The sequence below is a fragment of the bacterium 336/3 genome, from assembly GCA_001281695.1.
Lineage (GTDB): Bacteria > Bacteroidota > Bacteroidia > Cytophagales > Thermonemataceae > Raineya.
In genome coordinates this window covers 1,547,242-1,572,320 of the sequence record LJIE01000001.1, presented here as the reverse complement: position 1 = coordinate 1,572,320, position 25,079 = coordinate 1,547,242, and the positions used below count along the sequence as shown (strand labels likewise).

23 protein-coding genes and 3 pseudogenes are annotated in these 25,079 nt (G+C 31.9%); 13 read left to right on the top strand and 13 right to left on the bottom strand.

The annotated features are described in order from the left end of the window. Positions 1-39: 39 nt before the first annotated feature. A complete protein-coding gene (locus AD998_07440) occupies positions 40-1,338 on the top strand; it encodes a hypothetical protein (GenBank protein ID KOY88106.1) in 1,299 nt (432 codons plus the stop codon). Positions 1,339-1,525: 187 nt separating this feature from the next. Then, on the top strand, positions 1,526-2,578 hold the full coding sequence (locus tag AD998_07435; protein KOY88105.1) for a hypothetical protein: 1,053 nt from the start codon (positions 1,526-1,528) through the stop codon (positions 2,576-2,578). Between the two features lie 49 nt (positions 2,579-2,627). Here the strand turns inward: AD998_07435 and AD998_07430 are convergent, their stop codons facing one another. Continuing rightward, on the bottom strand, positions 2,628-4,361 hold the full coding sequence (locus AD998_07430) for a hypothetical protein (GenBank protein KOY85996.1): 1,734 nt from the start codon (positions 4,359-4,361) through the stop codon (positions 2,628-2,630). A gap of 125 nt (positions 4,362-4,486) precedes the next feature. Between AD998_07430 and AD998_07425 the strand changes: the two are divergent. Together AD998_07425 and AD998_07420 are read left to right on the top strand one after the other, a co-directional pair. Further along, positions 4,487-4,807, top strand: a pseudogene (locus tag AD998_07425) (hypothetical protein). Between the two features lie 396 nt (positions 4,808-5,203). Then, positions 5,204-7,465 carry a hypothetical protein gene (locus AD998_07420; GenBank protein ID KOY85995.1) on the top strand — a complete coding sequence of 754 codons (2,262 nt, stop codon included), beginning with the start codon at positions 5,204-5,206 and terminating at the stop codon, positions 7,463-7,465. Here AD998_07420 and AD998_07415 read toward each other — a convergent pair. Together AD998_07415 and AD998_07410 are read right to left on the bottom strand one after the other, a co-directional pair. Then, positions 7,462-8,406, bottom strand: coding sequence for a hypothetical protein (locus AD998_07415; protein ID KOY85994.1), 945 nt, complete (start codon positions 8,404-8,406; stop codon positions 7,462-7,464). The two genes, AD998_07420 and AD998_07415, sit on opposite strands and share 4 nt — an antisense overlap. A gap of 115 nt (positions 8,407-8,521) precedes the next feature. Continuing rightward, complete coding sequence (locus AD998_07410; protein ID KOY85993.1) at positions 8,522-9,274, bottom strand: hypothetical protein; 753 nt, start codon at positions 9,272-9,274, stop codon at positions 8,522-8,524. 107 nt (positions 9,275-9,381) lie between these two features. Here AD998_07410 and AD998_07405 point away from each other — a divergent pair, with 107 nt between their 5' ends. From AD998_07405 to AD998_07375, 7 genes and pseudogenes are all read left to right on the top strand, one after another. Beyond that, entirely contained in the window at positions 9,382-10,557 is a 1,176-nt protein-coding gene (locus tag AD998_07405; protein KOY85992.1) for a thiouridylase, read from the top strand. A gap of 4 nt (positions 10,558-10,561) precedes the next feature. Next, positions 10,562-10,885: a hypothetical protein gene (locus AD998_07400; GenBank protein KOY85991.1), complete on the top strand. Its 324-nt coding sequence runs from the start codon at positions 10,562-10,564 to the stop codon at positions 10,883-10,885. 348 nt (positions 10,886-11,233) lie between these two features. Further along, entirely contained in the window at positions 11,234-11,875 is a 642-nt protein-coding gene (locus AD998_07395) for a superoxide dismutase (GenBank protein KOY88104.1), read from the top strand. Between the two features lie 83 nt (positions 11,876-11,958). Then, positions 11,959-12,342 (top strand): hypothetical protein, encoded by a 384-nt coding sequence (locus tag AD998_07390; GenBank protein ID KOY85990.1) that lies wholly within the window; start codon positions 11,959-11,961, stop codon positions 12,340-12,342. 4 nt (positions 12,343-12,346) lie between these two features. Continuing rightward, positions 12,347-13,513, top strand: coding sequence for a DNA polymerase III subunit gamma/tau (locus tag AD998_07385; GenBank protein ID KOY85989.1), 1,167 nt, complete (start codon positions 12,347-12,349; stop codon positions 13,511-13,513). A 71-nt stretch (positions 13,514-13,584) separates the two neighbouring features. Continuing rightward, positions 13,585-14,025, top strand: a complete 441-nt coding sequence (locus AD998_07380; protein KOY85988.1) for a hypothetical protein — start codon at positions 13,585-13,587, stop codon at positions 14,023-14,025. A 240-nt stretch (positions 14,026-14,265) separates the two neighbouring features. Then, a pseudogene (locus tag AD998_07375) lies at positions 14,266-15,699 on the top strand (hypothetical protein). A gap of 80 nt (positions 15,700-15,779) precedes the next feature. On the opposite strand, the gene AD998_07370 reads toward AD998_07375, so the two are convergent. From AD998_07370 to AD998_07330, 9 genes and pseudogenes are all read right to left on the bottom strand, one after another. Continuing rightward, positions 15,780-16,451 (bottom strand): hypothetical protein, encoded by a 672-nt coding sequence (locus tag AD998_07370; GenBank protein KOY85987.1) that lies wholly within the window; start codon positions 16,449-16,451, stop codon positions 15,780-15,782. Positions 16,452-16,706: 255 nt separating this feature from the next. Continuing rightward, positions 16,707-16,895 (bottom strand): annotated as a pseudogene (locus tag AD998_07365) (hypothetical protein). 31 nt (positions 16,896-16,926) lie between these two features. Continuing rightward, on the bottom strand, positions 16,927-18,333 hold the full coding sequence (locus AD998_07360; GenBank protein KOY85986.1) for a cytochrome C oxidase: 1,407 nt from the start codon (positions 18,331-18,333) through the stop codon (positions 16,927-16,929). 99 nt (positions 18,334-18,432) lie between these two features. Further along, positions 18,433-19,923: a hypothetical protein gene (locus AD998_07355; GenBank protein ID KOY85985.1), complete on the bottom strand. Its 1,491-nt coding sequence runs from the start codon at positions 19,921-19,923 to the stop codon at positions 18,433-18,435. After that, on the bottom strand, positions 19,898-20,383 hold the full coding sequence (locus AD998_07350) for a hypothetical protein (GenBank protein KOY85984.1): 486 nt from the start codon (positions 20,381-20,383) through the stop codon (positions 19,898-19,900). The genes AD998_07355 and AD998_07350 overlap by 26 nt, the downstream gene beginning before the upstream one ends. A gap of 6 nt (positions 20,384-20,389) precedes the next feature. Then, positions 20,390-20,680 carry a hypothetical protein gene (locus AD998_07345; GenBank protein KOY85983.1) on the bottom strand — a complete coding sequence of 97 codons (291 nt, stop codon included), beginning with the start codon at positions 20,678-20,680 and terminating at the stop codon, positions 20,390-20,392. A gap of 149 nt (positions 20,681-20,829) precedes the next feature. Continuing rightward, positions 20,830-21,048, bottom strand: coding sequence for a phosphate ABC transporter substrate-binding protein (locus AD998_07340; GenBank protein KOY85982.1), 219 nt, complete (start codon positions 21,046-21,048; stop codon positions 20,830-20,832). A gap of 76 nt (positions 21,049-21,124) precedes the next feature. Then, positions 21,125-22,111, bottom strand: coding sequence for a pyruvate dehydrogenase (locus AD998_07335; GenBank protein ID KOY85981.1), 987 nt, complete (start codon positions 22,109-22,111; stop codon positions 21,125-21,127). Between the two features lie 86 nt (positions 22,112-22,197). Further along, positions 22,198-23,031, bottom strand: coding sequence for an MBL fold metallo-hydrolase (locus tag AD998_07330; GenBank protein KOY88103.1), 834 nt, complete (start codon positions 23,029-23,031; stop codon positions 22,198-22,200). A gap of 89 nt (positions 23,032-23,120) precedes the next feature. Between AD998_07330 and AD998_07325 the strand changes: the two genes are divergently transcribed. Both AD998_07325 and AD998_07320 read left to right on the top strand, forming a co-directional pair. Next, complete coding sequence (locus AD998_07325; GenBank protein KOY85980.1) at positions 23,121-24,086, top strand: hypothetical protein; 966 nt, start codon at positions 23,121-23,123, stop codon at positions 24,084-24,086. After that, a complete protein-coding gene (locus tag AD998_07320; protein KOY85979.1) occupies positions 24,083-24,682 on the top strand; it encodes a dephospho-CoA kinase in 600 nt (199 codons plus the stop codon). The genes AD998_07325 and AD998_07320 overlap by 4 nt, the downstream gene beginning before the upstream one ends. On the opposite strand, the gene AD998_07315 is transcribed toward AD998_07320, so the two are convergent. Further along, positions 24,672-25,079, bottom strand: coding sequence for a hypothetical protein (locus tag AD998_07315; GenBank protein KOY85978.1), 408 nt, complete (start codon positions 25,077-25,079; stop codon positions 24,672-24,674). The two genes, AD998_07320 and AD998_07315, sit on opposite strands and share 11 nt — an antisense overlap.

Sequence of the window (25,079 nt, the reverse complement as noted above, 5' to 3'; positions counted from 1 at the left end):
ACTTTATACATAGAGTTGAATAAACAAAAAGCTTCACCTATGAAAAATATATTAGTTTGGTTTAGAAACGATTTGCGTTTACATGACAATTTACCATTTTATGAAGCCTCTTTGAAGGCGGAAAAAATATATTTTGCCTATTGTATTGATACAAGGTGGTTTGAAGAGACACACTTGGGTTTTCCAAAAATAGATGCATTTAGAACAAAATTTTTATTGGAATCACTTTTTTCTCTAAGAATGGCTTTACGTAAAAAAGGAAGTGATTTAATTATCAGAATAGGCATACCTGAAGTAGAAATTGCTAAAATAGCTGAGACTCTCGAAATACAAGCTATTTTTGGCTCAAAAGAAGTTACAAATGAAGAAATACTAACAGAGTTAGCTCTAGAAACATTATTACAAAAGAAAAAAATAGCTTTAGAATTATTCTGGAATTATACCTTATATCATTTAGATGATTTACCTTTTCCAATTCAGAAACTTCCTAATATTTTTACAGAATTCAGAAAATGGGTTGAGAAAGATGCTACTATCAGAAATACAGTACCTACTCCACAAAAGCTAAATCCCTTACCAGAAAACTATTTAGTAGGTGAAGTTCCAAGTCTTGCAGATTTAGGTTTTACAAATGTTACTGTTTCAAGCAAGAAAGCATTGGATTTCAAAGGAGGAGAAAAAGAAGGTATTCAGCGATTAAAAGAATATTTTTGGGAAACAGATAGTCTGAAAAATTACAAAGAAACACGAGATTCATTATTGGGGGCTAATTATTCATCTAAATTTTCTGCATGGCTTTCTTTAGGGTGCTTATCTCCTCGATATATTTATGAAGAAGTAAAAAAATATGAAAAAGAACGAGTAGCCAATGAATCTACTTATTGGCTCATTTTTGAACTTATCTGGAGAGATTATTTTAGATATGTAGCAAAAAAATATGGAAATCAGATTTTTCAAGAGTGTGGTATCAAACAGAGTTCTGTTCAATTTAAAAATGATATTTATGTATTTAAAAAATGGACAAAAGGAGAAACAGGCGTAGATTTTATAGATGCTAACATGCGAGAACTCAATCAAACAGGTTTTATGAGTAATAGAGGCAGGCAAAATGTAGCCAGTTTTTTGGTTAAAAATCTTCAAATTAGTTGGATATGGGGGGCTATGTATTTTGAAAGTAAATTAATAGATTATGATCCTTGTAGTAATTGGTGTAATTGGATGTATATCGCTGGAGTAGGCAACGACCCACGTGAAAACAGATGTTTTAATATTGAAAGCCAAGCTAAAAAATATGATGCACAAGGATTATACACAAAACTCTGGTTATCAAACAATTAAATCATTATATAATAGCTATTTGAAATAGACTTTATATTTGTGTGAATATTTTTTTTACAATTTGATTGACTTTTTATTCACAAAAGTTTTACTTTTATAAAAACACAAAAATTTTAACTTAATTGTAATCACAATTTTTATGCTTATGAAAAAGCTACTTCTATCTTTTACCACATTTTTATTATCTGTGGGCGTGTTATTTGCCCAAGATTCTACTGATACAGCCCCTCCACTTGATAGTCTTGGAGACTATGGTGATGCACAAAAAACCAAACGTTTTTGTACACAAAAAGTAAGAAACCTTACTCCAACCAAATTGTATTCTATTGGTTATGAGGTTCAAGGTCCTTTCAATATGTCTTCTGTGGTTGGTGAGCCTTACAAAAATGGCAGTTTTCCAAATCTTGCTGATAGCCCTTCAGATGTGAAAGTAAAGGCTGTTCATGGTTTACAATTAGGAATAAACTATCCCATCATCTCTAAATCCAGTATTATTGTTAGTTTAATGGCTCAATATGCTGAAAGTCGTTTCATTGTAGACGATCCTAAAAATTATAGTTTATACAAAAATCTCAATGACAAAGGTTTACGTACAGGTGGTTTAGGATTTACAGTTTTTAAGCCTCTTAACGAAAAACGTTTCTTGATTATTCAAGCACAAGCTGATGTCAATGGAAACTATTCTTCTAGTCAATTGGGAGATGCTTTTGGAACAGGTATGACTGTAAGTGGTGCTGTAATTTATGGTTGGAAAAAAAGTGACGATTTGATGTGGGGATTGGGTGTAACCAGAACTTACAGAGGTGGTGAATCACTTGTAATTCCTGTTTGGTATTACAATAGAACCTTCAACGATCGTTGGGGTACAGAAATTTTATTCCCTGCAAGAGTTCATTTCCGTAGAAACTTCTCTGCAAAATCTTTGTTACAATTTGGCTATGAAGTCGTAGGAAACTCTTACTTCATCCAAAATCAAGAAAACACAAATTCTGATTTAGCTCCTTATGATGCTCTACAACTTCGCCGTTCTGAAGTAAAAATTAGAGCTGTTTATGAGCGTTCATTGAAAAACTTTATGTGGATTTCAGTACAAGCAGGTTTGAGAGCTAATTACAAATTCAATCTTTCAGAGAAAAATGGGGTTGAAAGTGGTGGTCTTATCAATGATAAATTCTTGTTAGAAACAAAAATCGGTTTACCTGTTTATCTAAACGTAAGTTTAAACATTGTAAGTCCTTAATAGTTTTTTATTCAAGACAACAAAAAAGAGGAAGCAAGCTTCCTCTTTTTTATTCTACTCTAAATATTGGATATCTCAAGTGGTTAGGCTCATAATAAGGGGAATTATAGTAAATAAAATCTAGCTGAGCTTTGGCATTTTTAGCAAATTCTGGGTCTTGTCGTTTCTTTTCTTCAAATCTCTTTTTAAGGTCTGCATTCTCACTCAATAGTTTTTCTGCAATATCTTCAAAAACATAATCAGAATAATACTCCTTTTGTTGAAGAATAATATCAAAATGATTCCAACAGAAATAGCTGTCAGGAGCTTGTGGCTCCAACACATTCATGATAAAATTGATATGGGGCTGATTGGTCATCACAACCCAATCACCTTCTTGGAGTGTATATTCTGCTTTTCGTTTTTCTACAGTTACATCAGTATGCAAATAGTGTCCTTCAAATGGTTTTGAGCCTGTTTTATAATCTTTGATGAAGTAATATGCTCCATTAAAAGTTTCTTTTTTATCCAAACTTGTTACCACTACACCATTCATTTCAAGCATTTTTACAATATTACCATACATTTTGGGTATGATATACATTTTAGGTTTTTCTAAAGTATTTTTAGGTTCATGTACATTATAGTAAGGTATTTTCTTTGTATAAGGTTTTGTTTTATTATAAAATAATCTTGTTTGTCCTGTCACTTTGCTAGGAATCCGCTCCGCCATATATCCCTTAAAATCAATCATTTCAAATTTCTTATCATCAATTTTCCAATCTACTACATAACTCTTCTGTTTTTGGAAGTATTCAAATGATTTTTTTCTGTTTTTTTGAATTTTTACTCCATCTTTTTCTAATATTTCTAAGAGACTCAGCATCAATTGATAGGTTGCTTCCGTACGTTGTTTGAAAGGCTTGAGCATGTGTGTTTCTGCAACCATTGCAATAGTATTGAATTGTGTTGCATAAGTATGTGAAAAACGTGGAGAACGCACATTCTGCACCAATCCACTATCAGGTGTTGTACCTTTCATTTCTACATACGGACTCATTTCGAAGTTTTTTTTCTTCATTTTATTGAGTAAATCAGGTCTGAACTCTTTTTTGAAGTAATCAGCCATTTCAGGAGCATACAAAGCAGGATTTGCCAAAATATTAGTCATGACATATTGATAGTCAGCACCATTAGTTACATGATTATCTACTTGAATATCAGGCTTCCATGTATGAAATATTTCTATAAAAGTTTTTGCATTTTCAGAATCCATCTTGATAAAGTCTCTATTCAAATCATAATTTTTACCATTTCCTCTAAATCCATACGATTTGGGCCCATTCTGATTAGCTCTACTGTATGAATTTCTGTTTAAAACACCCCCTACACTATAAAATGGTATGATAACAAAAACTGTATTTTTGCATATTTTCTTTAATTTTTCTTGTTGAACAATATCTCTAAGAAGCATCATAGAAGCATCCACTCCATCTGGTTCACCTGCATGAATAGCATTAATCACTAAAAAAATACTTTTCCCTTTTAGTTTTAAAGATTCAGGGCTAAAATCCTTTTCAGCTGAAAATACAGCCAAATGCAAAGGTTTGCCAACATCAGTATTCCCATATTTAAAAAGTTTTATTTCCTCATATTGAGCATCAAGTTTTTCATAAAAAGCTATTCCTTGCTCATAAGTGGCTGTTTCTAAACCATTAGAAAGCTCAAAAGGCGTTTTCAAATCTTGAGCAAAAGCTGTTTGGAAGCTGTAGATTACAATCAGAACTAAGTATAGAGTTCGCATAAGGTGTGGTAAGACAAAGATTAAACTACGTAAAAATACAAATATCCACATAATTGCCAATAATTTATTATACTTTTCAACAATGGTCTTATTTTTGTATTATCTTTGAAAAAAACAATAACATTATGAAAAAAGTATTTATCCCAATCGTTGTATTGGCAATTTGTTTAGGAATTTATACACCTATGCAGGCTCAATCTTTAGAAGAATATAAGAAAAAATTAGCTTCTAAAATGGTTCAAACAAAAGCAGCAAAAGCTCCTGAATTTAGTTTAAAAAATTTGGAAGGTAAAACTGTAAAACTTTCTGATTTAAAAGGCAAAGTGGTAGTTGTAGATTTTTGGGCTACTTGGTGTGGACCTTGTGTACAGTCATTCCCTGGTGTGAAGAAAACGGTAGATAAATATGCCAATGATAAAAATGTAGTATTTTTATTTATTGCAACTGCTGAAGATCCCAATGATAGAGAAGAAAGATTGAGAAAATTTAATGAAAAGAAAAAATATGGCTTCAATATATTAGTTGATGATAATGATGTTGCTGCTGAAGCTTTTGCTGTAGATGGTATTCCAGCAAAATTCATTATTGATGCCAATGGAAATATTCGTTTTTATTCTTCTGGTTTTAATGGTTCTACAGATGAAACAGCTCTTGAATTAGAAGCAATGGTAGAATTAACGAAATCAGCTAACAAATAAGCATAACTCACACACACATCCTAAAATCAACAACTCTTTGTGCTTCAAGCATCTAAAAGGTTGTTGATTTTAATTTTATACAATATTTTTTTTTAGGCTTAAAAAATTGTAGTTTAGGCAGTCTAAATGCGTTAATAGAACATTATGCGATTCTATTTTTTTATTTGTTTATACCTTTTTTTTCTGCCAAGTTATGCCCAAACATGGAGTAAATCTTCTGCGGATTCGCTATTAAACGTTATTCGTACTACTCCTCAAAAACAAGATTTAGAATATCATCTTGACCGTTATGCCTCTAACAACAGTAAAAACAAAGAATTATTAGAATATCTTTTAGAAAAAACAAAAAACGATAAGCCATTAGCTTACGTTCATGGTTACTTATATGCAAAAATTGGTCAATATTATTATCTACGAGATTATAAAGACATCAAAAGAGCTTTAATTTATTATGAAAAAGCTGAAAAATATTTAAGAAAATATAACCTTTCTTGTGAGTCGTTAGATATTTGGTTAGGTTTTGCTGACCAACTTACTCAAAACAATCAAGATACAGTTCTTGCTCAAAAAAAACTCATTGATGTCTATGAAAAAGCTGAACAAGAATATTGTTACGATTTAATGGCTCGTATTGAATACCAAAGAGGGCTTTATTTTGGAGAAAGACAAAACAATTATAGAAAAACACTCGAATATTTACTTAAAGCTATCAATATCCTTGAAAAACACCCTTGTAATAATTCTATCAAAATAGAGGTTTACACTTTCATGGGTTCTCTTTTTTATAAGGCTGGCAATTATGAGAAAGCTCTTTTTTATTGGTTAAAAGTCAATGAATTACTTAAAACAGTCAATTATCAAGACAAAACACCCGTTTCTCGTTTACTTAACAATATTGGATTAATTTATAAAAACAAAGGAAAATATGATGAGGCTTTAAAATATTATCAAGATGCTATTATTCAAGCTCAAAAAAGGAACGATTTATTTTGGATGAATTTGCCCAAAGGCAATATTGGAGATATTTTATTAAAAAGAAATCAGTTAGATTCTGCTTATGTTCTTTATAAGGATTATTTAAAATATGCTTACATTTATCGTGATTGGGGAATTGTAGTAGCTGGTCATATCAAAATGGCTAATTATTTTATAGAAACAGATCAATTGGTAGAAGCTCAAGCTCATTTAGATACTGCTCAACAAACTTTATATATAAAAAAGAGTCAAATTAATTTATATAATTCTCTTTTATCATTAAACTCTCAAAAAAATCTTTATCAATCTTTAAGTAATTTAAAACAAAAAGAAAAAAAGTTTGAAGAGGCTATCTCATATCAAAATTCTTTTATCACTCTCAATGATTCCATATCCAGAATAGTAAATGCTCAACAACTCGAAATTCTTTCTGCTGATTTGAATGTCAAGCAGGAATTGTATGAGAAAAAAGGATTTGAAAACAATATTAAGCAGAAAGAAACTATTATTTTTGCATCTCTTATTACAACTGCATTAAGTTTAATTTTGGTAGCTTTGATATTGGGTAATCGCCATAAAATACAGCGTCAAGGTCTCTTGCTCAAAAAGAAAAGTGAAGAAGTAGCCTTGATGAATGAGATGTTAGAAAATCAACATCAAGATATTATGGATAGCATCTTGTATGCAGAACGTATACAAAAAGCTTTTTTACCCTACCCTAAAAGACTCAATAAGTTTTTACAAGATTATTTTATTCTCTACAAGCCAAGAAATGTAGTAAGTGGTGATTTTTATTATATCATCGAGAAAAAAGATCTTATTTTTATGATAACAGCAGATTGTACAGGACATGGCGTTCCTGGAGCGTTGATGAGTATGTTGGGAGTTATTCTATTGGATAATATTATTCAAGAAAGAGGTATTCAATCTCCTTCCAAAATTATAGAAATGCTTGATAAAGGTATTATTCAAGCTCTCCATCAAAAAGAGGGTGAAACCCAAGATGGTATGGATATATCTATTTGTGTATGGGATAGAAGCCAAAATACGCTAAAAATTGCAGGAGCAAAAAGTTTTATCATTTTGATAGAAAACGAAGATTTCCAAGAAATTGTTACAGATAAATTTAGTGTAGGTGGTGATAATTCACGATACAATCATGATATAAAAACTTTCACAGAAATAGAAAAACAAGTTACACCCAATACCATGTTATATATGTTTTCTGATGGTTATGCTGATCAGTTTAGTTATATTAGTAGAAAAAAATTAGGTAGAAAACGAATGTACGAAGCTTTTAAACAAATACATAAACTGCCTACTCAAACCCAAAAAGAATACCTTGATAATATGCTTAAAGATTGGCAACGCACAGAAGAACAAATAGATGATATTATGGTATTAGGTATTCACTTGCAAAGTAATGTCTAATATACCAAATAAGGACGTAACTTCTCTATTTTTTCAGTATCTAATATTTTTATCTTTTTTAAGTCCTCTTCAGACTGAAACCTTCCATGTTGTTGCCTATAATTTACAATAATGGGTGCTAATTTATAACCAATGTAAATATGAGCTTTAAGCTCTTCTACGTTTGCAGTATTGATATTTATTTTCTTCCAAGAACCCAATTGAATAAATGTATATGTTTTAAGGCTATTCTTAGCTATACTATCCAAACCAAAAATCTCATCTATCTGATTCAAACTTGTAAAACCTCCTAAACGTTCTCTGTATTTGATAATAGTCATTGCTCGTTTTTCTCCAATGCCTTTTAGTTTTTTAAACTCTGAAGTATCTGCTTGGTTCAAGTCGAATGTAATAACTTTTGTGTATTCTTTTTTCTTTGATATGTATTTTTTTGTAGAGTCAAATTTATATTGACTCGAAGCATATTCCTTTCTTTTGGGATGATATTTTCGATACGATTTTTGTGGAGAATTTTCTATCACAATGTACTCTTCCAGAGCTTCATATAAATCTTCAGGAAAATCATATATTCGTTTTAAATCTTCTTTTTTACGAAACTTTCCTCCTTTCCTAAGATAATTTTCAATTCTGCCTGCAATTTTAGTATTCAAACCAAATGCTAACCATTCTTCTTTAGAAAGTTTATTAGGGTCAAATGCCTGAAACTCTATATCTGGAAATGTTGTTTTTTCAGGTGTTTTAACATTCTCTAAAATTGCTACCAAACTATCTTGTTTGGCTATATCCCGAACATGAGAAACAGTTTTTATGGGCATGACGCTTTGCACCAATGGTACAACAATACATAAGCCCATTACACCAAAAAGTACAACAACACCATTTGTTTCTTTCTGAGAAAAACCAAAATAATTCCTAATAATTTTCTGAAAATTTGAAATCATAAACCCTGATAGATTTTATAAAAATCGTAAAGGTTTTTTCATAAGCAGAGAAATAGATTTTTTGATATTTTAGATATGAGGTTTTTCTAAACAAATTCTATGCCAAAACAAAACTTTATATTTCAAAGTTATTTAATAATTTCTTACTATAATGATAGCCTTCTTCATATAGTTGTGTCGCTTTTTTAAAATCCGAAAAACGATAATTAGATAATTTTGAAGGCTCTATGAGTAAATTGCATATTTCTTTAGAGTTCTGTGTATTATTAGCTATTGTTATCAGAAATGCTTTTTCTATGCTTTGTCTCAGAGTTCTGATCATTTTTTTATTGGCAGGATTGCTGTGGACACCTATGAGGTAATCACATTTATTTTTCAAAATACCTGATGGTAGGTTTTCAAGCATCCCCCCATCTGTGAGTTGGTGGTTTTTAAAACTGAAAGGCATCATAAGCCCTGGAACACTGATGCTTCCAACCAAAGGCTCAATGAGTTTTCCATCAGAAAAACATATTGTTTTGACCTCTTTTATATCTGTACAACTCACATACAAAGGTATTTGAAGTTTTTTAAAAGAATTTTCAGGGAAATACTGACTCAAAAAACGATAAACTTTTTGATTACTCAAGAGTCCTTTACTCCAATTCCATTGCAGAAAACTCCTGATTTTTACTTTTTTTAAAATCTGTAAAATTTCTTCTGCTTTGTAACCATTTGCCCAAAAAGCTCCAATAATTGCTCCCATACTCGTTCCTGAAATACAAGAGATTTCGATTTTTTGTTCTTCTAAAACTTTCAGTACACCTACATGAGCAAAAGCTCTTGCTCCGCCTCCCGAAAGGGTAAGCCCAATACGTTTATTTCCCAAGTTTGTAGAGTTTTGAACTATGAAAAAAAGAAAATTGTTGGTTGTTTATAATGCTTCAAATATGGAAGCAATTTAACATTTAGATTTTACAATTAAAATACAAAAATATGTCGAAAAGAGTTGTTGTAGGGCTTTCTGGTGGTGTTGATTCAAGTGTTTCAGCCTATTTGCTCAAAGAACAAGGCTATGAAGTAATTGGAATTTTCATGAAAAATTGGCATGACGAAACGGTCGTAATCAATAACGAATGTCCTTGGATAGAAGACAGTAACGATGCCCTCATTGTTGCTGAAAAGCTAGATATTCCGTTTCGTGTGCTGGATTTGAGCAAAGAATACAAACAACGTATTGTAGATTATATGTTTGCAGAATACGAAGCAGGCAGAACGCCCAACCCTGATGTGCTTTGTAATAGAGAAATTAAATTTGATGTATTTTTGAAAGCAGCCATGCAATTAGGAGCTGATTATGTGGCTACAGGACATTATTGCCAAAAAGATAGCATTGAAAAAGATGGAAAAATAGTACACCGTCTGCTTGCAGGCAAAGACCCCAATAAAGACCAAAGCTATTTTTTGTGTCAACTCACTCAAGAACAACTTTCTAAGGCTCTCTTCCCGATTGGTGGCTTGCTCAAGCCTGAAGTAAGAGCTATTGCAAAAAAAATAGACCTGATTACAGCCGAAAAGAAAGATTCTCAAGGACTTTGTTTTGTAGGTAAAATTCGTTTGCCCGAATTTTTACAACAACAATTATCACCCAAAACTGGTAAAATTATTGAAATTAATGCTGATAGCTTTGTTTTTTCTGAGCAAAATACGCAAGATACGCTCGAAAGCCTCACTGCACCTTTTCGTTATGAACCAGAGTATGGAAAAGTAGTGGGAGAACACATTGGCTCTCATTTTTATACGATTGGGCAACGAAAAGGCTTACAGGTAGGTGGAAAGCCCAAACCTTTGTTTGTAATAGCTACTGATGTAGAAAAAAATGTAATTTATGTAGGACAAGGCAACGACCACCCAGGACTTAACAGAAAAGGGCTTTTTGTGGCAAACCCTGATACACACTGGATTCGAGAAGACTTAAAAATGAATATTGGTGAAAAACGTGATTATATGGCTCGTATTCGTTATCGCCAGCCACTCAGTAAAGTTACTCTACACCAAGAAGCAGAAGGTTTATATGTTATTTTCAATGAAAAACAGCAAAGCGTAACCCCTGGGCAGTTTGTGGCTTGGTATGATGGCGAAGAATTGATTGGCTCTGGAGTGATTGCGTAGTGTTATGGATATTTTAGTTAAGAAAAAAGTTCTTTATCTCTTCAGTATCAAAGATACTTGTCGGCAAGCAGTTATCAAGTTTCTCACTGATAAAATAGCACCTTTTTATTCCATTTTTGGAGATATTTATTCTTTTCCAGAAATTAAAGACCTTGATTTTTATGACTTACCTTTGGCTGAAAGGGAAACACTTGCTATACCAAGGTGGAAAGATAATATTATAAGTTCTCCAACAGATATAATGCCTCCTGTTGATATTGATTATCAAAAATACATTTTATTTGCAGATTTTGGATGGGGTTCAGATACACCACTTGCTCTAGATTAGAGAGAGAGTTTAGAAAATCCATCTATATTACTGTATTTATGGTGTCATGAAGACGACATCACAAATAGATGGCTTAAAATCGCAGAATGGGAATATTTATCAACTTATTTGAAACAAGTACAATAATCCATCTAATTTTTACTATTCAAGTTTATCATACAAGATTCCAAAATTTTAAAATTTTGGAATCTTAGTGTTTAAGAATATTTTTCCCGTTTTTATTAGTGTAGTATTTGAAAAATCGTTATTTTGAAGTCTATTACTACTAAACTGTTTTATATGAAACGCCGTAATTTTATTGAAAAAAGTGCTATTTTAGCATCTGTATTGGCTATTCAGCCCGATTTTATATGGGCAAACCCCCATCAATCTCTTGCTTTTGAACTTCCTCCTCTACCCTACGATTTTGCAGCTTTAGAGCCTCATTTTGACACTCAAACCATGCAGATTCATCATGGCAAGCACCATGCAGCGTATGTAAAAAATCTCAATGAAGCCATCATAGGGACACCTTTTGAGAAATTAAGTTTGGAAAATATTTTAGTAAAACTAACTACCAAAGATACTAAAATACGCAATAATGCAGGTGGACATTACAACCATAGTCTTTTTTGGAAGACACTCAAACCACAATCCGAAGGAAAACCCTCTGGAAAACTCGCTGAAAGTATTAATCAGCAATTTGAAAGCTTTGAAAAGTTTAAAGAAATTTTTACAGAAAAGGCTAAATCTTTATTTGGTTCAGGCTGGACTTGGTTAAATTTTAATAAAAAAAAGGGCTTATTCTTGGAAAATACACCGAATCAAGATAATTTGCTCATGAAAAACATTTATACTACTTCTGCAACTCCTATTTTGGGTTTGGATATTTGGGAACATGCTTATTATCTAAAGTATCAAAATAAAAGAGCCGATTATATTCAAGCCTTTTGGAATGTAGTAAATTGGGAAGAAGTGAGTAAATTGTATGAGATAGCTATGAAAAAATAATTTTCAATCTTATTTCCATAATTAATATCTCAACTTTATGTCTTCATGATGTTTTAAAAAATCAACTTCAGCACTTAATGATAATGAGTAAAAGTTATTTTTATATAGTTATAGATGATGATAAAATCAATAACTTAGTTTGTGAATCTGTGATTAAAAAGGTTCATGAAAATAATCAAGTAGTATCATTTTTAAGAGCAGAAGAAGCTCTTAATTATCTTTCTAATGCTAGCAACAATCATCCTGATGTTATTTTTTTAGATATTAATATGCCTGAAATGGATGGTTGGGAGTTTTTAGAAAGATTTTTGCCTATACGCAAAAATGGTACTTATGTGTTTATGCTTTCTTCTTCTATCAATCAAGCTGATTTTGATAAAGCTAAAAAGTATGCAGAAGTTTTAGATTATGTTGTTAAACCTTTTTCTAAAGAAAAATTATTGAAAGCAGTAGAAATGCTGCCTTAAAAATATGGATAATTTTATAGTTTCGGCTCGTAAATACAGACCTGCAACATTTGATACAGTTGTAGGGCAAGAACATATTACGACTACCTTAAAAAATGCTATTCAGAATAATCATTTAGCACAAGCCTTTTTATTTTGTGGACCCAGAGGTGTTGGAAAAACCACTTGTGCAAGAATTTTAGCAAAAACCATTAATTGTCAAGATCTTACACCCGAAGGTGAAGCCTGTGGCAAATGTGATTCATGTGTCGCATTTCAAAATAATGCTTCTTTCAATATTCATGAATTGGATGCTGCCTCTAACAACTCTGTGGATGATATTCGCAATTTGGTTGAGCAGGTTCGCTACCCACCTCAAAACGGAAAATATAAAATCTACATCATAGATGAGGTTCACATGCTTTCTAATGCGGCTTTCAACGCATTTCTGAAAACGCTTGAAGAACCTCCCAAATATGCTATTTTTATTTTAGCAACTACCGAAAAGCATAAAATCATCCCTACGATTCTTTCTCGTTGCCAGATTTTTGATTTCAATAGAATTCGTATTCAGGATATTGCTGGACATCTGGCTGGTATTGCTCAAAAAGAAAACATCAAAGCAGAGCCACAAGCTCTGCATCTGATTGCACAAAAAGCTGATGGAGGTTTACGTGATGCTCTTTCAATGTTCGATTTAATCGTTACATTCTCTTCTGATAACACTATTAATTATCAAAAGACGATTGAAAATTTGCATATTTTAGATTACGATTATTATTTTAAAATTACAGATGAGCTCATTAACAGCAATTTGAGTCAATCATTGCTTTTATTTGATGAAATCTTGAAAAAAGGCTTTGATGGACACTTGTTTGTAGTGGGTTTGAGTGAACATTGGCGTAATTTACTTGTTAGTAAAGACACTATTACCCTTCAACTTCTTGAAACTGCTGATGAAGTAAAAAAACGCTACGCTGAACAAGCTTCAAAAGTTTCTCTTTCTTGGCTTATTTCTGCCATGAACAGCCTCCAGCAAGTTGATATTCAGTATAAAAGTAGCAAAAATTCAAAATTGCTTGTAGAGATTAGCTTGATGAAAATTGCTCATTTACAACAAGCTATTGAGTTAGCTAAAATCCCTCCACAAGCTATCTCGGAAGAAGTAAAAAAAAAAGCCCTGAGCAATTAAGCACTGAGACTAAAAAAGAGGATTTTAAAAGTACTTTTACTATTCCAAGTACTACAAGCCTACAAAATAAATTGGTTGAGCAAGCCAAACACGCCTCTGTTACAGAAAAGAAAGATGCTCAAGAACATCATGTTGTATTTGGCATACGAGATATTGCTTTAGAAGAACTACAAGAGGCTTGGCATAATCTTTTGGAACACAAACGTCAAATGGCTGAGTGGCTCGAAGTAACAATTTTAGATAGAGTATTTGAATGGAAAAGCCCTGTGATTTATCTAAAACTGGATAATCCTATCCAACAAGAGCATGTCCAGAAAAACAAAGGAGCTTGGGTATTATTTCTGCAAAAACAACTGCAGAATGGCTTTTCGATACAAATTGAAACAGAACTCTTGAAAACTGAAGAGCGTAAAGTAGTTCCTTATACCAACACAGAAAAATGGCAGTTTTTAGCTCAAAAGCATGCATTATTAGATGATTTACGCAATCGTTTAGGGCTTGATTTGGAATAAAATATGGAATATTCTAAAGAATTTCAGAATCTTTTAGAGCTACTTGATAGCGAAGATGATACTAATTTAGAATTAGCTCTTCTTTTGGCAGAAAACCATCATGAAGAGTTTGAATCTCATTTTGGGCATAGTGTAGAGGCATACAAAGAGTTGGTTGAGTTTCTATATAATACTCCTTCTAGTAAGCATTCTATAAAACAAGTAAAACATTTAGATACTAGTTATAGTAAAATCACAAAAATACCAGAATCCATTGGGCTTCTTTCAAATCTTGAATCTATTCACTTAGAAAATTCTGATTCTCAGATTACAAATTTGCCTGAAAGCATTGGAAAATTATCTAAAGTCAAAAGTATTACCTTACATTGCTGTAGTATCACTCTATTACCTGAAACTATTGGAAATCTTATTTTACTGGAAAAATTTCATGCACACCATTCTTCTTTAATAAATTTACCTGACAGCATTGGAAACCTTTGTCATTTAAAAAGTTTAAGTTTAAACAAGATGCCTTATCTTGTGGAATTGCCTAACACTTTGTCTTTGTTAAAAAATCTTGAGGAGTTATATATCATGAATAATCATGGTCTCAGGATTTTACCTAGTTTTGAAAGTTTCACAAACCTAAATGCATTAAATTTAAGATATAATCAATTACAAGATTTTCCTCAAGGTTTTGAGAATTTAGTATCTCTTAAAACCTTAGATGTAGAATCCAATCTTATTCAAAATTTACCCGATGATTTTGGAAATTTAAGAAGTTTGAAAACTCTAAACTTAAAAAAGAATCAAATCACATATTTACCTGAAAACTTTGGAAATCTTACGAATTTAATCACCTTACATTTAGAATATAACCAACTCCAAACTCTTCCAGAGAGTTTTGGAAATCTCTATAAACTCATTGATTTAAGCTTGGTAAACAATAAACTAGAGAGCTTACCAAAAACATTTGGAAAAAAGATTTTTGGTAATACGTTGGCTCTTGATAAAATAGAAATACAAAATAATCAGCTAACAGCCCTTTCAGAGGGTTTTGGAGAGTTGGAAAAACTAAAATATTTGGATGCCCAAAACAATCAAATTCAATTGTTGCCCGAAAATTTTGGCAACCTCAAATCTCTCAATTATTTAAACTTAAAAAACAACCAAATACAAAAATTACCCGCTTCTTTTCAAAATTTAAAGGCTTTAAAAAAACTCGATTTAAGTCAAAATCAGATTGCAGATTTGAATTTTATTTTTGATATACAATATTTATCTTTTCTTAGTTTGGCTCATAACAAACTGGAAACATTACCCGAAAGTATTGGCAGATTACATAATCTAGCAGTTTTTAATATTATTCAGAACCAGATTTTCAGTCTTCCTGAAAGTTTTTTTGAGTTAAATAAACTTACAGAACTCCATTTAGATAACAATCAGTTGCATTTTTTATCAGAAAAGATATCTAATTTTCAGAATTTAACAGTTTTAAATATAGAACATAATGCTTTAGAAAGTCTCCCAGAAAGCATCGGAACACTCAAGAAATTAAGAAGACTTGCTTTGTCGCATAATAAACTTGAAATACTTCCTGAAAGTATTGGAGAGTTGGAAAACTTACAAACACTAACATTGGATGGTAATTTACTGAAAGAATTGCCCAAAAGTATCCAAAACCTAAAATATTTAAAAAAGTTAAAATTGCGTAAGACAGGTTTGAATATCAAAGAAATTAAGCCATATATCCCTTATGGTTGTAAAGTGTATATTTAGTGCTTTACCCCACACTCTACTGTTTGAGAAGCAGGCTCAATATATGGACTTACATAAGGTATTCCTAAATTTAAACCTCTAAAAATAAGCAAAACGCCTACCATTACTGCAAACATAGGCATCATTTTGAATATCTTTCTTCTCCATTCTGCTGTCAACAGATTTTTATAGATTGTAAGGCTCAACATCATTGGAAGCGTTCCTACACCAAATAAAAACATATACAAAGCTCCTTCTAAAGGTTCTGCCATTACTACTGACCCAATAATTGCCAAGTAAATCAGACCACAAGGTAAAAAACCATTTAAAATACCTATCATCAGTAAAGAAAAGTAATTCTTCCTCTTGAAAAAAGGTGTAAATAACTGTTTGAATTTGGTAAATGATTTATCTAAAACAGAAAATTTGAACAGATAAGGTATAAAAACAGCTACGATAATCGCTATGCCTAAACCAATAGAAATATATTGTTGTACACCTATCAAGTTTAAGCCTTTTCCGAAACTACCAAATAAAAAGCCTATGAGTGTATAAGAAAATATTCTGCCTACATTATAAAGTAAATTCCCAAAAAATGTTCTTGAGGGTAATGTAAGAGCTATTGCCCCACACATCCCAACACAATGCATACTACCAAATAAGCCTGTCAGAAAAGCTAACCACATAATTATTTTAGGTTAATATTTTATCCATTCAAACATTTTACTTTGATACAATTTGTCATTCATTTGCCATTGAACTTGTATTTTCCACAAGCCTTTTTGCAATTGCTCTGCATCAATTGTTTGAGTATAATTCTTTTCAAGTTTCATCTCAAATATTTGGTCTTTTTGGGCATTATCAGGGCGTAAAAACAATAATTTCCCTTTATATTCTTTCATTTCTTTTGGAAAGGAGAATGTTAAATGATTGTTTGCATTGTCTAAAACTATTTCTGCTGAAAGATTTTGAGCATTGCGTTGAGCCTGAATTTCTTTTTCGTACATTAAATCTCTCTCATAGTAGTCTTTTTCTACTTTTTCATTATTTGATGTTATCATAAAAACACCCAAAGAAACAATGAAGGCAATAAATGCCCCTAAAGAAATTACGATTTTTGTTCCCCAATTCATAAGTGTAAAAGGTGTAAAATGAATGATTTTATTATTCAACTGGAGCTAAAAAGGTGGTTTTGATATCTGTAAAAAACTCTCCATTCTTAAATACTTTAATTTTGAGCTTAATATGATTTTCAGTAATACTTTTATTAGGTATTTCTATAAAGAATGTAGCCTTGCTAATTTCTTGTGGTTTTAATTTTACAGAACTCTGATTACCAAGAAGTTTGATTTTTCCTACTTGCCCATCTTCTAATTTGAGAGTTATTTCTTTGTTATCAAACGATTTATTAACTAGTGAAATACTGTACAAATTGGCCACTGTATGGGCATCTATCTGTTGGTACATCATCCCTGGTGTTCTCATTATATTAGCTTGTACATCTGTTCTTGTAAACAAAGCTACTCCAATGATTACAAGTAAAAGCACCAAAACAGAGGAATATCCAATAATACGAGCTGAAAGTTTTAATTTTTTCCCTGATTTGATACCATTTACAGAATCATAACGAATAAGTTTTTTGGGTTTATCAATTTTTACCATTACATCATCACAAACATCTATACAAGCTGTACAATTGATACATTCTAATTGTGTACCATTACGAATATCTATTCCTGTTGGGCAAACTTGTACACAAAGCTTACAATCAATGCAGTCACCTTTAGGTGTTTCATCTCCTTTTTTCATTTTCCCTCTTGGCTCTCCTCTTACAGTATCATAAGCTACCACAATCGAATTGCTATCGAGCAATACACTTTGCATTCTACCATAAGGACAAGCCACAATACATACAATTTCTCGCATAAAAGCAAATACTGCATAAAATGCTCCTGTAAAAAGAAGTAAAACCAAAAAAGTTACCCAGTTTTCTACAATACCCTCTGTAATTACTTTTTTTACTTCGTCTATTCCTATCAGATAAGATAAAAATGTATGGGCTATCAGGAATGAAATTGAGAAGAAGATAATATGTTTGGAAGTTTTTTTAATGACTTTTTCTGTCGTCCAAGGGCTTGCATCAAGGCGTTTTTGAGCATTGGCATCACCTTCTATCCAATATTCTATTCTTCTGAAAATCATTTCCATAAAAACGGTTTGGGGACAAGCCCAACCACAAAAAAGTCTTCCAAAAACGACTGTAAATAAGGCAATGAATATAATAAAAGCGATAATGCTTAGAGCTAATATAAAGAAATCTTGTGGGAAAAATGGAATTCCAAAAATGATAAATTTTCTTTCTAAGATATTAAACAACATAAATGGATGCCCATTGACTTTTATCAAAGGCATTCCAAACAAAATTGTAAGTAAAAATATTCCAAAAATAGTACGAGCTTTATAGAAAAAGCCCTCTACTTGTTTAGGGTACATCCATTGCCTTCCACCTTTTTTATTTAATACTCCGAGTTGTTCTCGAAAATTATCATTGGATGTCTCTTGGGTAATCATTGCTGTAATTTTATTTTTACAAAGATTCCCCTAAAAAACTTAAATAAAGATGATTTTAGTCAGGTGAAGTGTTGATAATTGGGGTGTTTTTGTACGAAATTAGTGTTTCAGGATTTTTTTGATTTGTTCTTTTATTATTATACTTTTTTCATTTGGGTGTTTTATTTTTTCTATCTGCTCAAAAATACCAAGAGCTTGCCAATAGTCTTTTAATATAAAAGCTATTTCCATTTGTTTTTCAAGTACCTCTATTTTTAACTCATTCAAATCTATATTTGCTACACGTTTTACCATCCACACATATTCTGGATTATTTATAAGCAGTCTAAGCTGTTTATAGTTTTTCTGAGCTTTTATATATTCTTTTGCTTTCCAGCACCAATCAGCTAATTGAACTAAATGCTGATGTAAAAAAGTAATATCTATTCGTGTATAATAATTGCCTTCTAAATAGTAATATTGGTTATTTTGAGGCTCATAAGAAACTTCAAAATATACTTTTTTTATTAGGGAATTGGCAGTGTTCCAAATTTCAATTTTCTGTTCAAGGAGATGAATCGCCTCATTGATATGCCCTTGTTTATATTTTAAGTCTGCCAAAAGCTGATATGGAGCTAGAAAGTTGTTTTTTTGTTTGTTGATAGCTTCTTGTAGATATTTTTCAGCTTCTCGAATATCATCATTTTGAATACAAATTTCAGCTAATTGAGTTAAAGCAGTTTGAACAGAAGGCGAATACATACGTTCGTAAGCACATTCACAATAAAATTTGAAAATATTATCAGGAAGCAAATTGGGTTCACTTTCAATAAATTTCAGATAGTATTTTTTAGCTTCGTTGGTGTTTTGTTTATGAAAATTTTGCCATTGAGCATAATATAGATATATCAAACCCAAATGACTTTGTAATTGAGTAAATATATCAGTTTGGATAGGTGGCTTGTCGTAATCTGGGCGTATTTCTCTTTTATCTCTTAAATTGATATAATGGATTGGTTGCTTGGGATTTAAGAGAATAGCTTTTTCTAAAAAATACCCTGAAGCCTCTTGACTAAAATAATCTTCATACTTATCACCAACCCAACGGCAATGCTCCCACATTACTTGAGCCGTAGTTATCCATTCATTATCAAATATTTCAAATTCACCTAAGATTTGTTCAAAGTAATGCCTATATGGTTTGAAATTTTCCCAAAGCATAGGAACATTTTCATCATAACCTTTTGTATCTCCATTTCCCACAGAAACCCATCTGGGATATGCAACATTGAATATTTTTCCCGCCAACAAAACTGTATCTGTTTCTTTTTCAGATAGATACTGCTTTATTTTATCTCTAATTTTCAGAAAAATAGCATTTCTAATTTCTTCTGTATGATTAACAAATTCTCTCCAGCCTTGTTGGTTACACTGAAAATAAGTAGTGGAAGTATAAATACGATGATAACTACCCGATTCGTTCCAGTAAATCCATCTGTTAGCTATCCAAGCCCACAAACCTATTTCGTTGACGTTTGAGATTTGATGATTTTCTAAAAAATTTAAAACTTCATAACCATCATGACTAAGAAGTTTTTTCAGTGTTTCCATTAGTTTCAGTTTCTATTTCATCATTATTTTTATCTAAATTTTTCCCTGCTCTTTTGGTAAGCCATTTATCCACAGGTCTTAAAATAGCATTGATAAACAAAATAAGCCCCGTACCTATAAAGGCTTCCATAAAGTAGCCTCCTGCTGCCAAACAGCCAATAGCAGCACTACACCATACGGTAGCTGCCGATGTAAGTCCGTGTATGTTTGTTCCTTCTCTAAAAATAATTCCACCACCCAAAAAGCCTACTCCAGTTACTACCTGACCAATAATTCGGGTTGGGTCTCCATTTTTTTCAGTTGTCTCAAAAGAAAGCAATACAAATAGAGCCGAACCAATAGCTACTAACGTATTGGTTCTCAAACCGGCCGATTTATGATGCCATTGTCTTTCAAATCCAATAATAACCCCTGCGACAAGGGCAGCAAGTAACCGAAGTACAAACTCATAGACTTCCATAATTTTCTATACTTTGGTAAATGTAAAGCCTCTGCCTTCTTGGGTTTCTTCAAAATCTACTTGAATATCAATAACATACATCAAATGTTTTTTATCAATATATACAGGGACATTTTGAAATAGATACGCTTCATCTGTTGGTTTTTCTTTATCAAAACCCAACATAAAAGTAGCTCCACAACCTCCACCTCGGATGCCTATTCGTAAACCATATTCAGCAGGAATACCTTTATTTTGCATGATATTTCTTACTTCTACAATGGCTTCTTCTGTAAAATTAAGTGGTAAATTTTTCATAGGTAATAGATATGATATTTTAGACATAAAAAAACTAAAGTCTTAATAGTCTAAGTTTAAAGATAATATTTTTTATTAAGTGTTAAATGATTTTATTATAAAAGAAAAACTACTGCAAAAAGGTTCTTTTTTGCAGTAGTTTTGTGGTTTTATTTCCACTTTGTTTTTCTAAACTTTTTCCAATTTCTTTGTCTTTTGCCTATTGTAGAGTTTGTGGTTTCATATCCATGAGGAAAGCATCTTGAACATCCCATATCATTACCATAAAGAACTCTTGATACTTTTACATTTGAAATTTTGATAGGATAATCAACAAGTCCCCATTCATTTACACCAAACGCTTTTTTTAGACATTTTACTTTTTTCATAAAGGTTTCTATTAAGTGAATACTTAATAAAAATTCCCTTCATGGTTGTTAGAGATTGAAAACATATTTTAAACTTCTATTTTTTATAAGCTACTGCTTTGATGGCGTCCAAAGTACGTTTTACATTTGGCAAAATGGCATCAATAAGCGTAGGTGCATAAGGAAGAGGTACATCCATACTATTCACACGGTACACAGGTGCATCCAAGTAATCAAATGCATGACGTTGAATATAATAAGCTATTTCAGAAGAAATGGCAGCTAAAGGCCAAGCTTCTTCTAAAACTACCAAACGATTTGTTTTCTTTACAGACTCAATGATTGTTTTATAATCTATAGGGCGTACAGAACGCAAATCAATCACTTCAACAGAAATACCCTCTTTAGCAGCCTCATCAGCAACACTATGAGCTATTTTCATAAATTTACCAAAAGAAACAAGCGTTACATGATTTCCAGCACGAGTTACTTTTGCACTTCCGATAGGAATTAAATATTCTTCTTCAGGAACTTCTCCTTTATCACCATACATCAATTCAGATTCCATGAAAATAACTGGATCATCATCTCTGATAGCAGATTTCAACAAGCCTTTTGCATCATAAGGATTAGAAGGCACAACAACTTTAAGCCCTGGTGTATTGGCATACCAGCTTTCAAAATTTTGTGAGTGTTGTGAACTAAGCATACCAGCATTACCTGTAGGACCTCTAAATACCATTGGTACAGAATATTGCCCACCAGACATAGACATCATTTTGGCAGCCGAGTTAATCACTTGGTCTATTGCCACCAATGAGAAATTGAACGTCATAAATTCGATAATGGGTCGTAAACCATTCATAGCAGCTCCCACTCCAATTCCTGCAAAACCTAATTCGGCAATGGGCGTATCAATCACACGCTCTGCACCAAACTCAGCAAGCATGCCTTGGCTTACTTTATATGCTCCATCATATTCTGCTACTTCTTCACCCATCAAGAAAACACGAGGGTCTCTACGCATTTCTTCGCTCATTGCTTCACGCAAGGCTTCTCTGAATTGTATGATTCTGTTGCTCATTCGATTTCAATGTTGTGTTTTATTCGGTTAAATTTGGACTTTATTTATTTTTTTTCCAAAAATCTATTCAAAAATTTTCCAAAAACCTACAATGATTTTAATTCTATGGTTTCTTTCATTCGAATTCCTTTTTCTGTATTTTGTAAACTACAAGCCTCTATCTGAGCATCATGCTCAAATGCTAATAACCAATTTTCTGTAATGGCTTTGGCTAACAATTCTTCTTTTTCTTGAATAGTTTGCAGAGGACGCATATCATAGCCCATCACATACGGAATAGGAATGTGAGCTGAAGATGGTATTAAATCTGCACAATAAAGAATTTTAGAGCCTTTATAATTGATTAGTGGCAACATCATTTTTTCTGTATGTCCATCTACTTTTACAATTTCGATATTTTCAAAAGGCGAAGTTTTATCAATAAATTTCAAATGCCCACTTTCTTGTAATGGCAAAATATTTTCTTTGAAAAAAGAAGCTTTTTCTCTTGCATTGGGTTTGATGGTTGCCCAATCCCAATGAGCCTGATTAGACCAATAGGTTGCATTAGCGAATGTAAGCATTAATTTTTCATCTTTTTTAGAAACAGCTCCTCCACAATGATCAAAATGAAGATGGGTAAGTAAAACGTCTGTTACATCTTCAGGGTTATACCCAGCATTTTTAATGGATTTTATAAGTTCTCCTTCTCCATGTGGTTCGTAGTAACCAAAAAATTTAGCATCTTGCTTTGTTCCCATTCCACAGTCCACTAAAATAAGTTGTTTACCATTTTCTATCAAAAGACAACGCATTGCCCAAGTACAAAGATTATTAGCATCTGGAGTTACTAATTTCTGCCAAATTGTTTTAGGAACTACCCCAAACATAGCCCCTCCATCCAATTTGAACAAGCCTGTATTTATGGTATGTATTTGCATATTTTTATAGATTGTAAATTCATTTGGCAAAATAGAAAAAAATTGTTTCTTTTGTATTAGGTCAAATAAAATATCCAAAAATCTTCCATTTGCATTTTTTTAGAAACATATTGCATTGGCTCAAAGAGCTTATCATAGGTGAGGAACAAACAAACTTCAGAGCTATGATTATGAGTGTTTTATTTGCTACACTCTTTTGGTTTTTTAATGCTTTCAATGCAGACCATAGTTATACTTTTGCTATGCCTATCAAATTGCAGTATGCTAATGGTATGAATGCTGATACAATTACAAGAGATATACGTTTTACTGTAACAGGTACAGGTTGGAAAATAGCAAAAGAATATCTTGCTAATCAAGAAAAAAAGCTTGTTTTTTATAAAATGCCTATTAATCAGCAACAAAACTATGTAATAGCAGGTTCTTTGAAAAACTTACTGGCTCAGAAAATTGATTCAGATTTACGTATTACAGAGATTTTTACAGATACTTTTTTTGTTAATAACAACCGTAATGTTAGAAAATTAGTCAAAATTGTTGTAGATAAAGATAAAGTTGCCTTAGCAGAAGGTTTTCGTATTTCAGGACCTATCAAAGTAAACCCTCAACAAATATTTTTTGAGGGTAGTGTAGAAAAAATTAATCAATTGCCTGATTCTATAGCTGTCAGTATTAAAGAAATAGGCATTCGTAAAAGTTTTGATAAACTTGTAAGTTTATCTTATTTGGAACGCCCTAACTTGAAAGCTCAGCAAAGCGTAAAAGTAACCTTTGATGTAGAAGAGTTTTTAAGTAAAAAAGTCAAATTTAATATTGAAAAAATCAATTTCCCTGAAGGTTATGAGCTTCCTATGGAGCAAGCTGAAATTATGTGTGTGTTTAAAGCTCAGATGGAAACCAATATTGATTTAACTGATTTTAAAGTAGTAGCAGACTACTCTAAATTTCATATAGAAGATTCTACGGTTACTTTACAGTTAGAAAGAATACCACAAGGCATAGAAGATGCTAAGGTTATCAACCCACATACAAAAATAAAAATCCCCAAAAAATGAATAAAAAGCCTTTAGAAGTAGGTATTACAGGTGGTATTGGCTCTGGAAAAAGTACAGTTGCTCATATATTTGCTGTTTTGGGAGCCCCTATTTATGATGCAGATAGTAGAGCAAAATATTTAATGTCTCACAATGAACCTCTCAAAAAATCTATTCAAGAAGCTTTTGGCAAAGAATCATACCATGAAGATGGCTCTGTAAATAGAGCTTACTTGGCTTCTCAGGTTTTTAATGATGAACAAAAAGTAAAGCAAATCAATGCTTTGGTACACCCTAAAGTTGCTGAAGACTATATCAGTTGGGTACAGGAACAAATTGGAAAACCTTATGTTATCAGGGAGGCAGCTTTGATGATAGAGTCAGGTTCTCATAAATTTTTAGACAAACTGATTACTGTTTTTGCTCCTGAAGAAATTCGTATAAAGAGGGTAAAAGCGAGAGATCCTCAACGTAGTGAAGAAGAAATTAAAGCAATTATAGGCAAACAATTACCAGAAGAAGAAAAACTTCGTTTAGCAGATTATATTATTTATAATGACGATACAAAACCTGTTATAACTCAAGTATTAGCGTTGCATAAACTTTTTATTTCTTGAGAATAACCATTTCCTTACTGATAACAGCCTCATTACGTTCTTGTTGTATTCTAAACAATTCTTGATAATGCCATTCTACATTTTGAAGAATCACAAAGAAGAATATAGCATTTTCTTTTTCAAAAGACTTAATAATACAACGATATTTGATATTTTTCTGGTTCAGATTAGCTTCTAATAAATTGATACTTAGTTCAGGGATATTGGGCTGTAGTAAATGCTCTAGAAAGGGAAAAATAGAGTAAATTGGTTGTCCATAAAATGGCTCAAGATTAGTCAGAGTATTGTTACTACATAGAACTTCTGCTTCTTCATTTAAAAGAATTGTTAGGTAAGCCTCTTGTACAAAGTCTTGATGAGCTTTTTCAAATAATTCTATATACAAAGATTTTTCCAT

What these genes read in the sequence shown, in the direction of transcription:
- AD998_07440 (KOY88106.1), top strand. Translation starts at nt 40, where the DNA reads ATGAAAAATATATTAGTTTGGTTTAGAAACGATTTGCGTTTACATGAC.
- AD998_07430 (KOY85996.1), bottom strand. Translation starts at nt 4,361, where the DNA reads ATGCGAACTCTATACTTAGTTCTGATTGTAATCTACAGCTTCCAAACA.
- AD998_07420 (KOY85995.1), top strand. Translation starts at nt 5,204, where the DNA reads ATGCGATTCTATTTTTTTATTTGTTTATACCTTTTTTTTCTGCCAAGT.
- AD998_07415 (KOY85994.1), bottom strand. Translation starts at nt 8,406, where the DNA reads ATGATTTCAAATTTTCAGAAAATTATTAGGAATTATTTTGGTTTTTCT.
- AD998_07405 (KOY85992.1), top strand. Translation starts at nt 9,382, where the DNA reads ATGTCGAAAAGAGTTGTTGTAGGGCTTTCTGGTGGTGTTGATTCAAGT.
- AD998_07400 (KOY85991.1), top strand. Translation starts at nt 10,562, where the DNA reads ATGGATATTTTAGTTAAGAAAAAAGTTCTTTATCTCTTCAGTATCAAA.
- AD998_07390 (KOY85990.1), top strand. Translation starts at nt 11,959, where the DNA reads ATGAGTAAAAGTTATTTTTATATAGTTATAGATGATGATAAAATCAAT.
- AD998_07385 (KOY85989.1), top strand. Translation starts at nt 12,347, where the DNA reads ATGGATAATTTTATAGTTTCGGCTCGTAAATACAGACCTGCAACATTT.
- AD998_07360 (KOY85986.1), bottom strand. Translation starts at nt 18,333, where the DNA reads ATGATTACCCAAGAGACATCCAATGATAATTTTCGAGAACAACTCGGA.
- AD998_07355 (KOY85985.1), bottom strand. Translation starts at nt 19,923, where the DNA reads ATGGAAACACTGAAAAAACTTCTTAGTCATGATGGTTATGAAGTTTTA.
- AD998_07350 (KOY85984.1), bottom strand. Translation starts at nt 20,383, where the DNA reads ATGGAAGTCTATGAGTTTGTACTTCGGTTACTTGCTGCCCTTGTCGCA.
- AD998_07345 (KOY85983.1), bottom strand. Translation starts at nt 20,680, where the DNA reads ATGAAAAATTTACCACTTAATTTTACAGAAGAAGCCATTGTAGAAGTA.
- AD998_07340 (KOY85982.1), bottom strand. Translation starts at nt 21,048, where the DNA reads ATGAAAAAAGTAAAATGTCTAAAAAAAGCGTTTGGTGTAAATGAATGG.
- AD998_07335 (KOY85981.1), bottom strand. Translation starts at nt 22,111, where the DNA reads ATGAGCAACAGAATCATACAATTCAGAGAAGCCTTGCGTGAAGCAATG.
- AD998_07330 (KOY88103.1), bottom strand. Translation starts at nt 23,031, where the DNA reads ATGCAAATACATACCATAAATACAGGCTTGTTCAAATTGGATGGAGGG.
- AD998_07320 (KOY85979.1), top strand. Translation starts at nt 24,083, where the DNA reads ATGAATAAAAAGCCTTTAGAAGTAGGTATTACAGGTGGTATTGGCTCT.
- AD998_07315 (KOY85978.1), bottom strand. Translation starts at nt 25,079, where the DNA reads ATGGAAAAATCTTTGTATATAGAATTATTTGAAAAAGCTCATCAAGAC.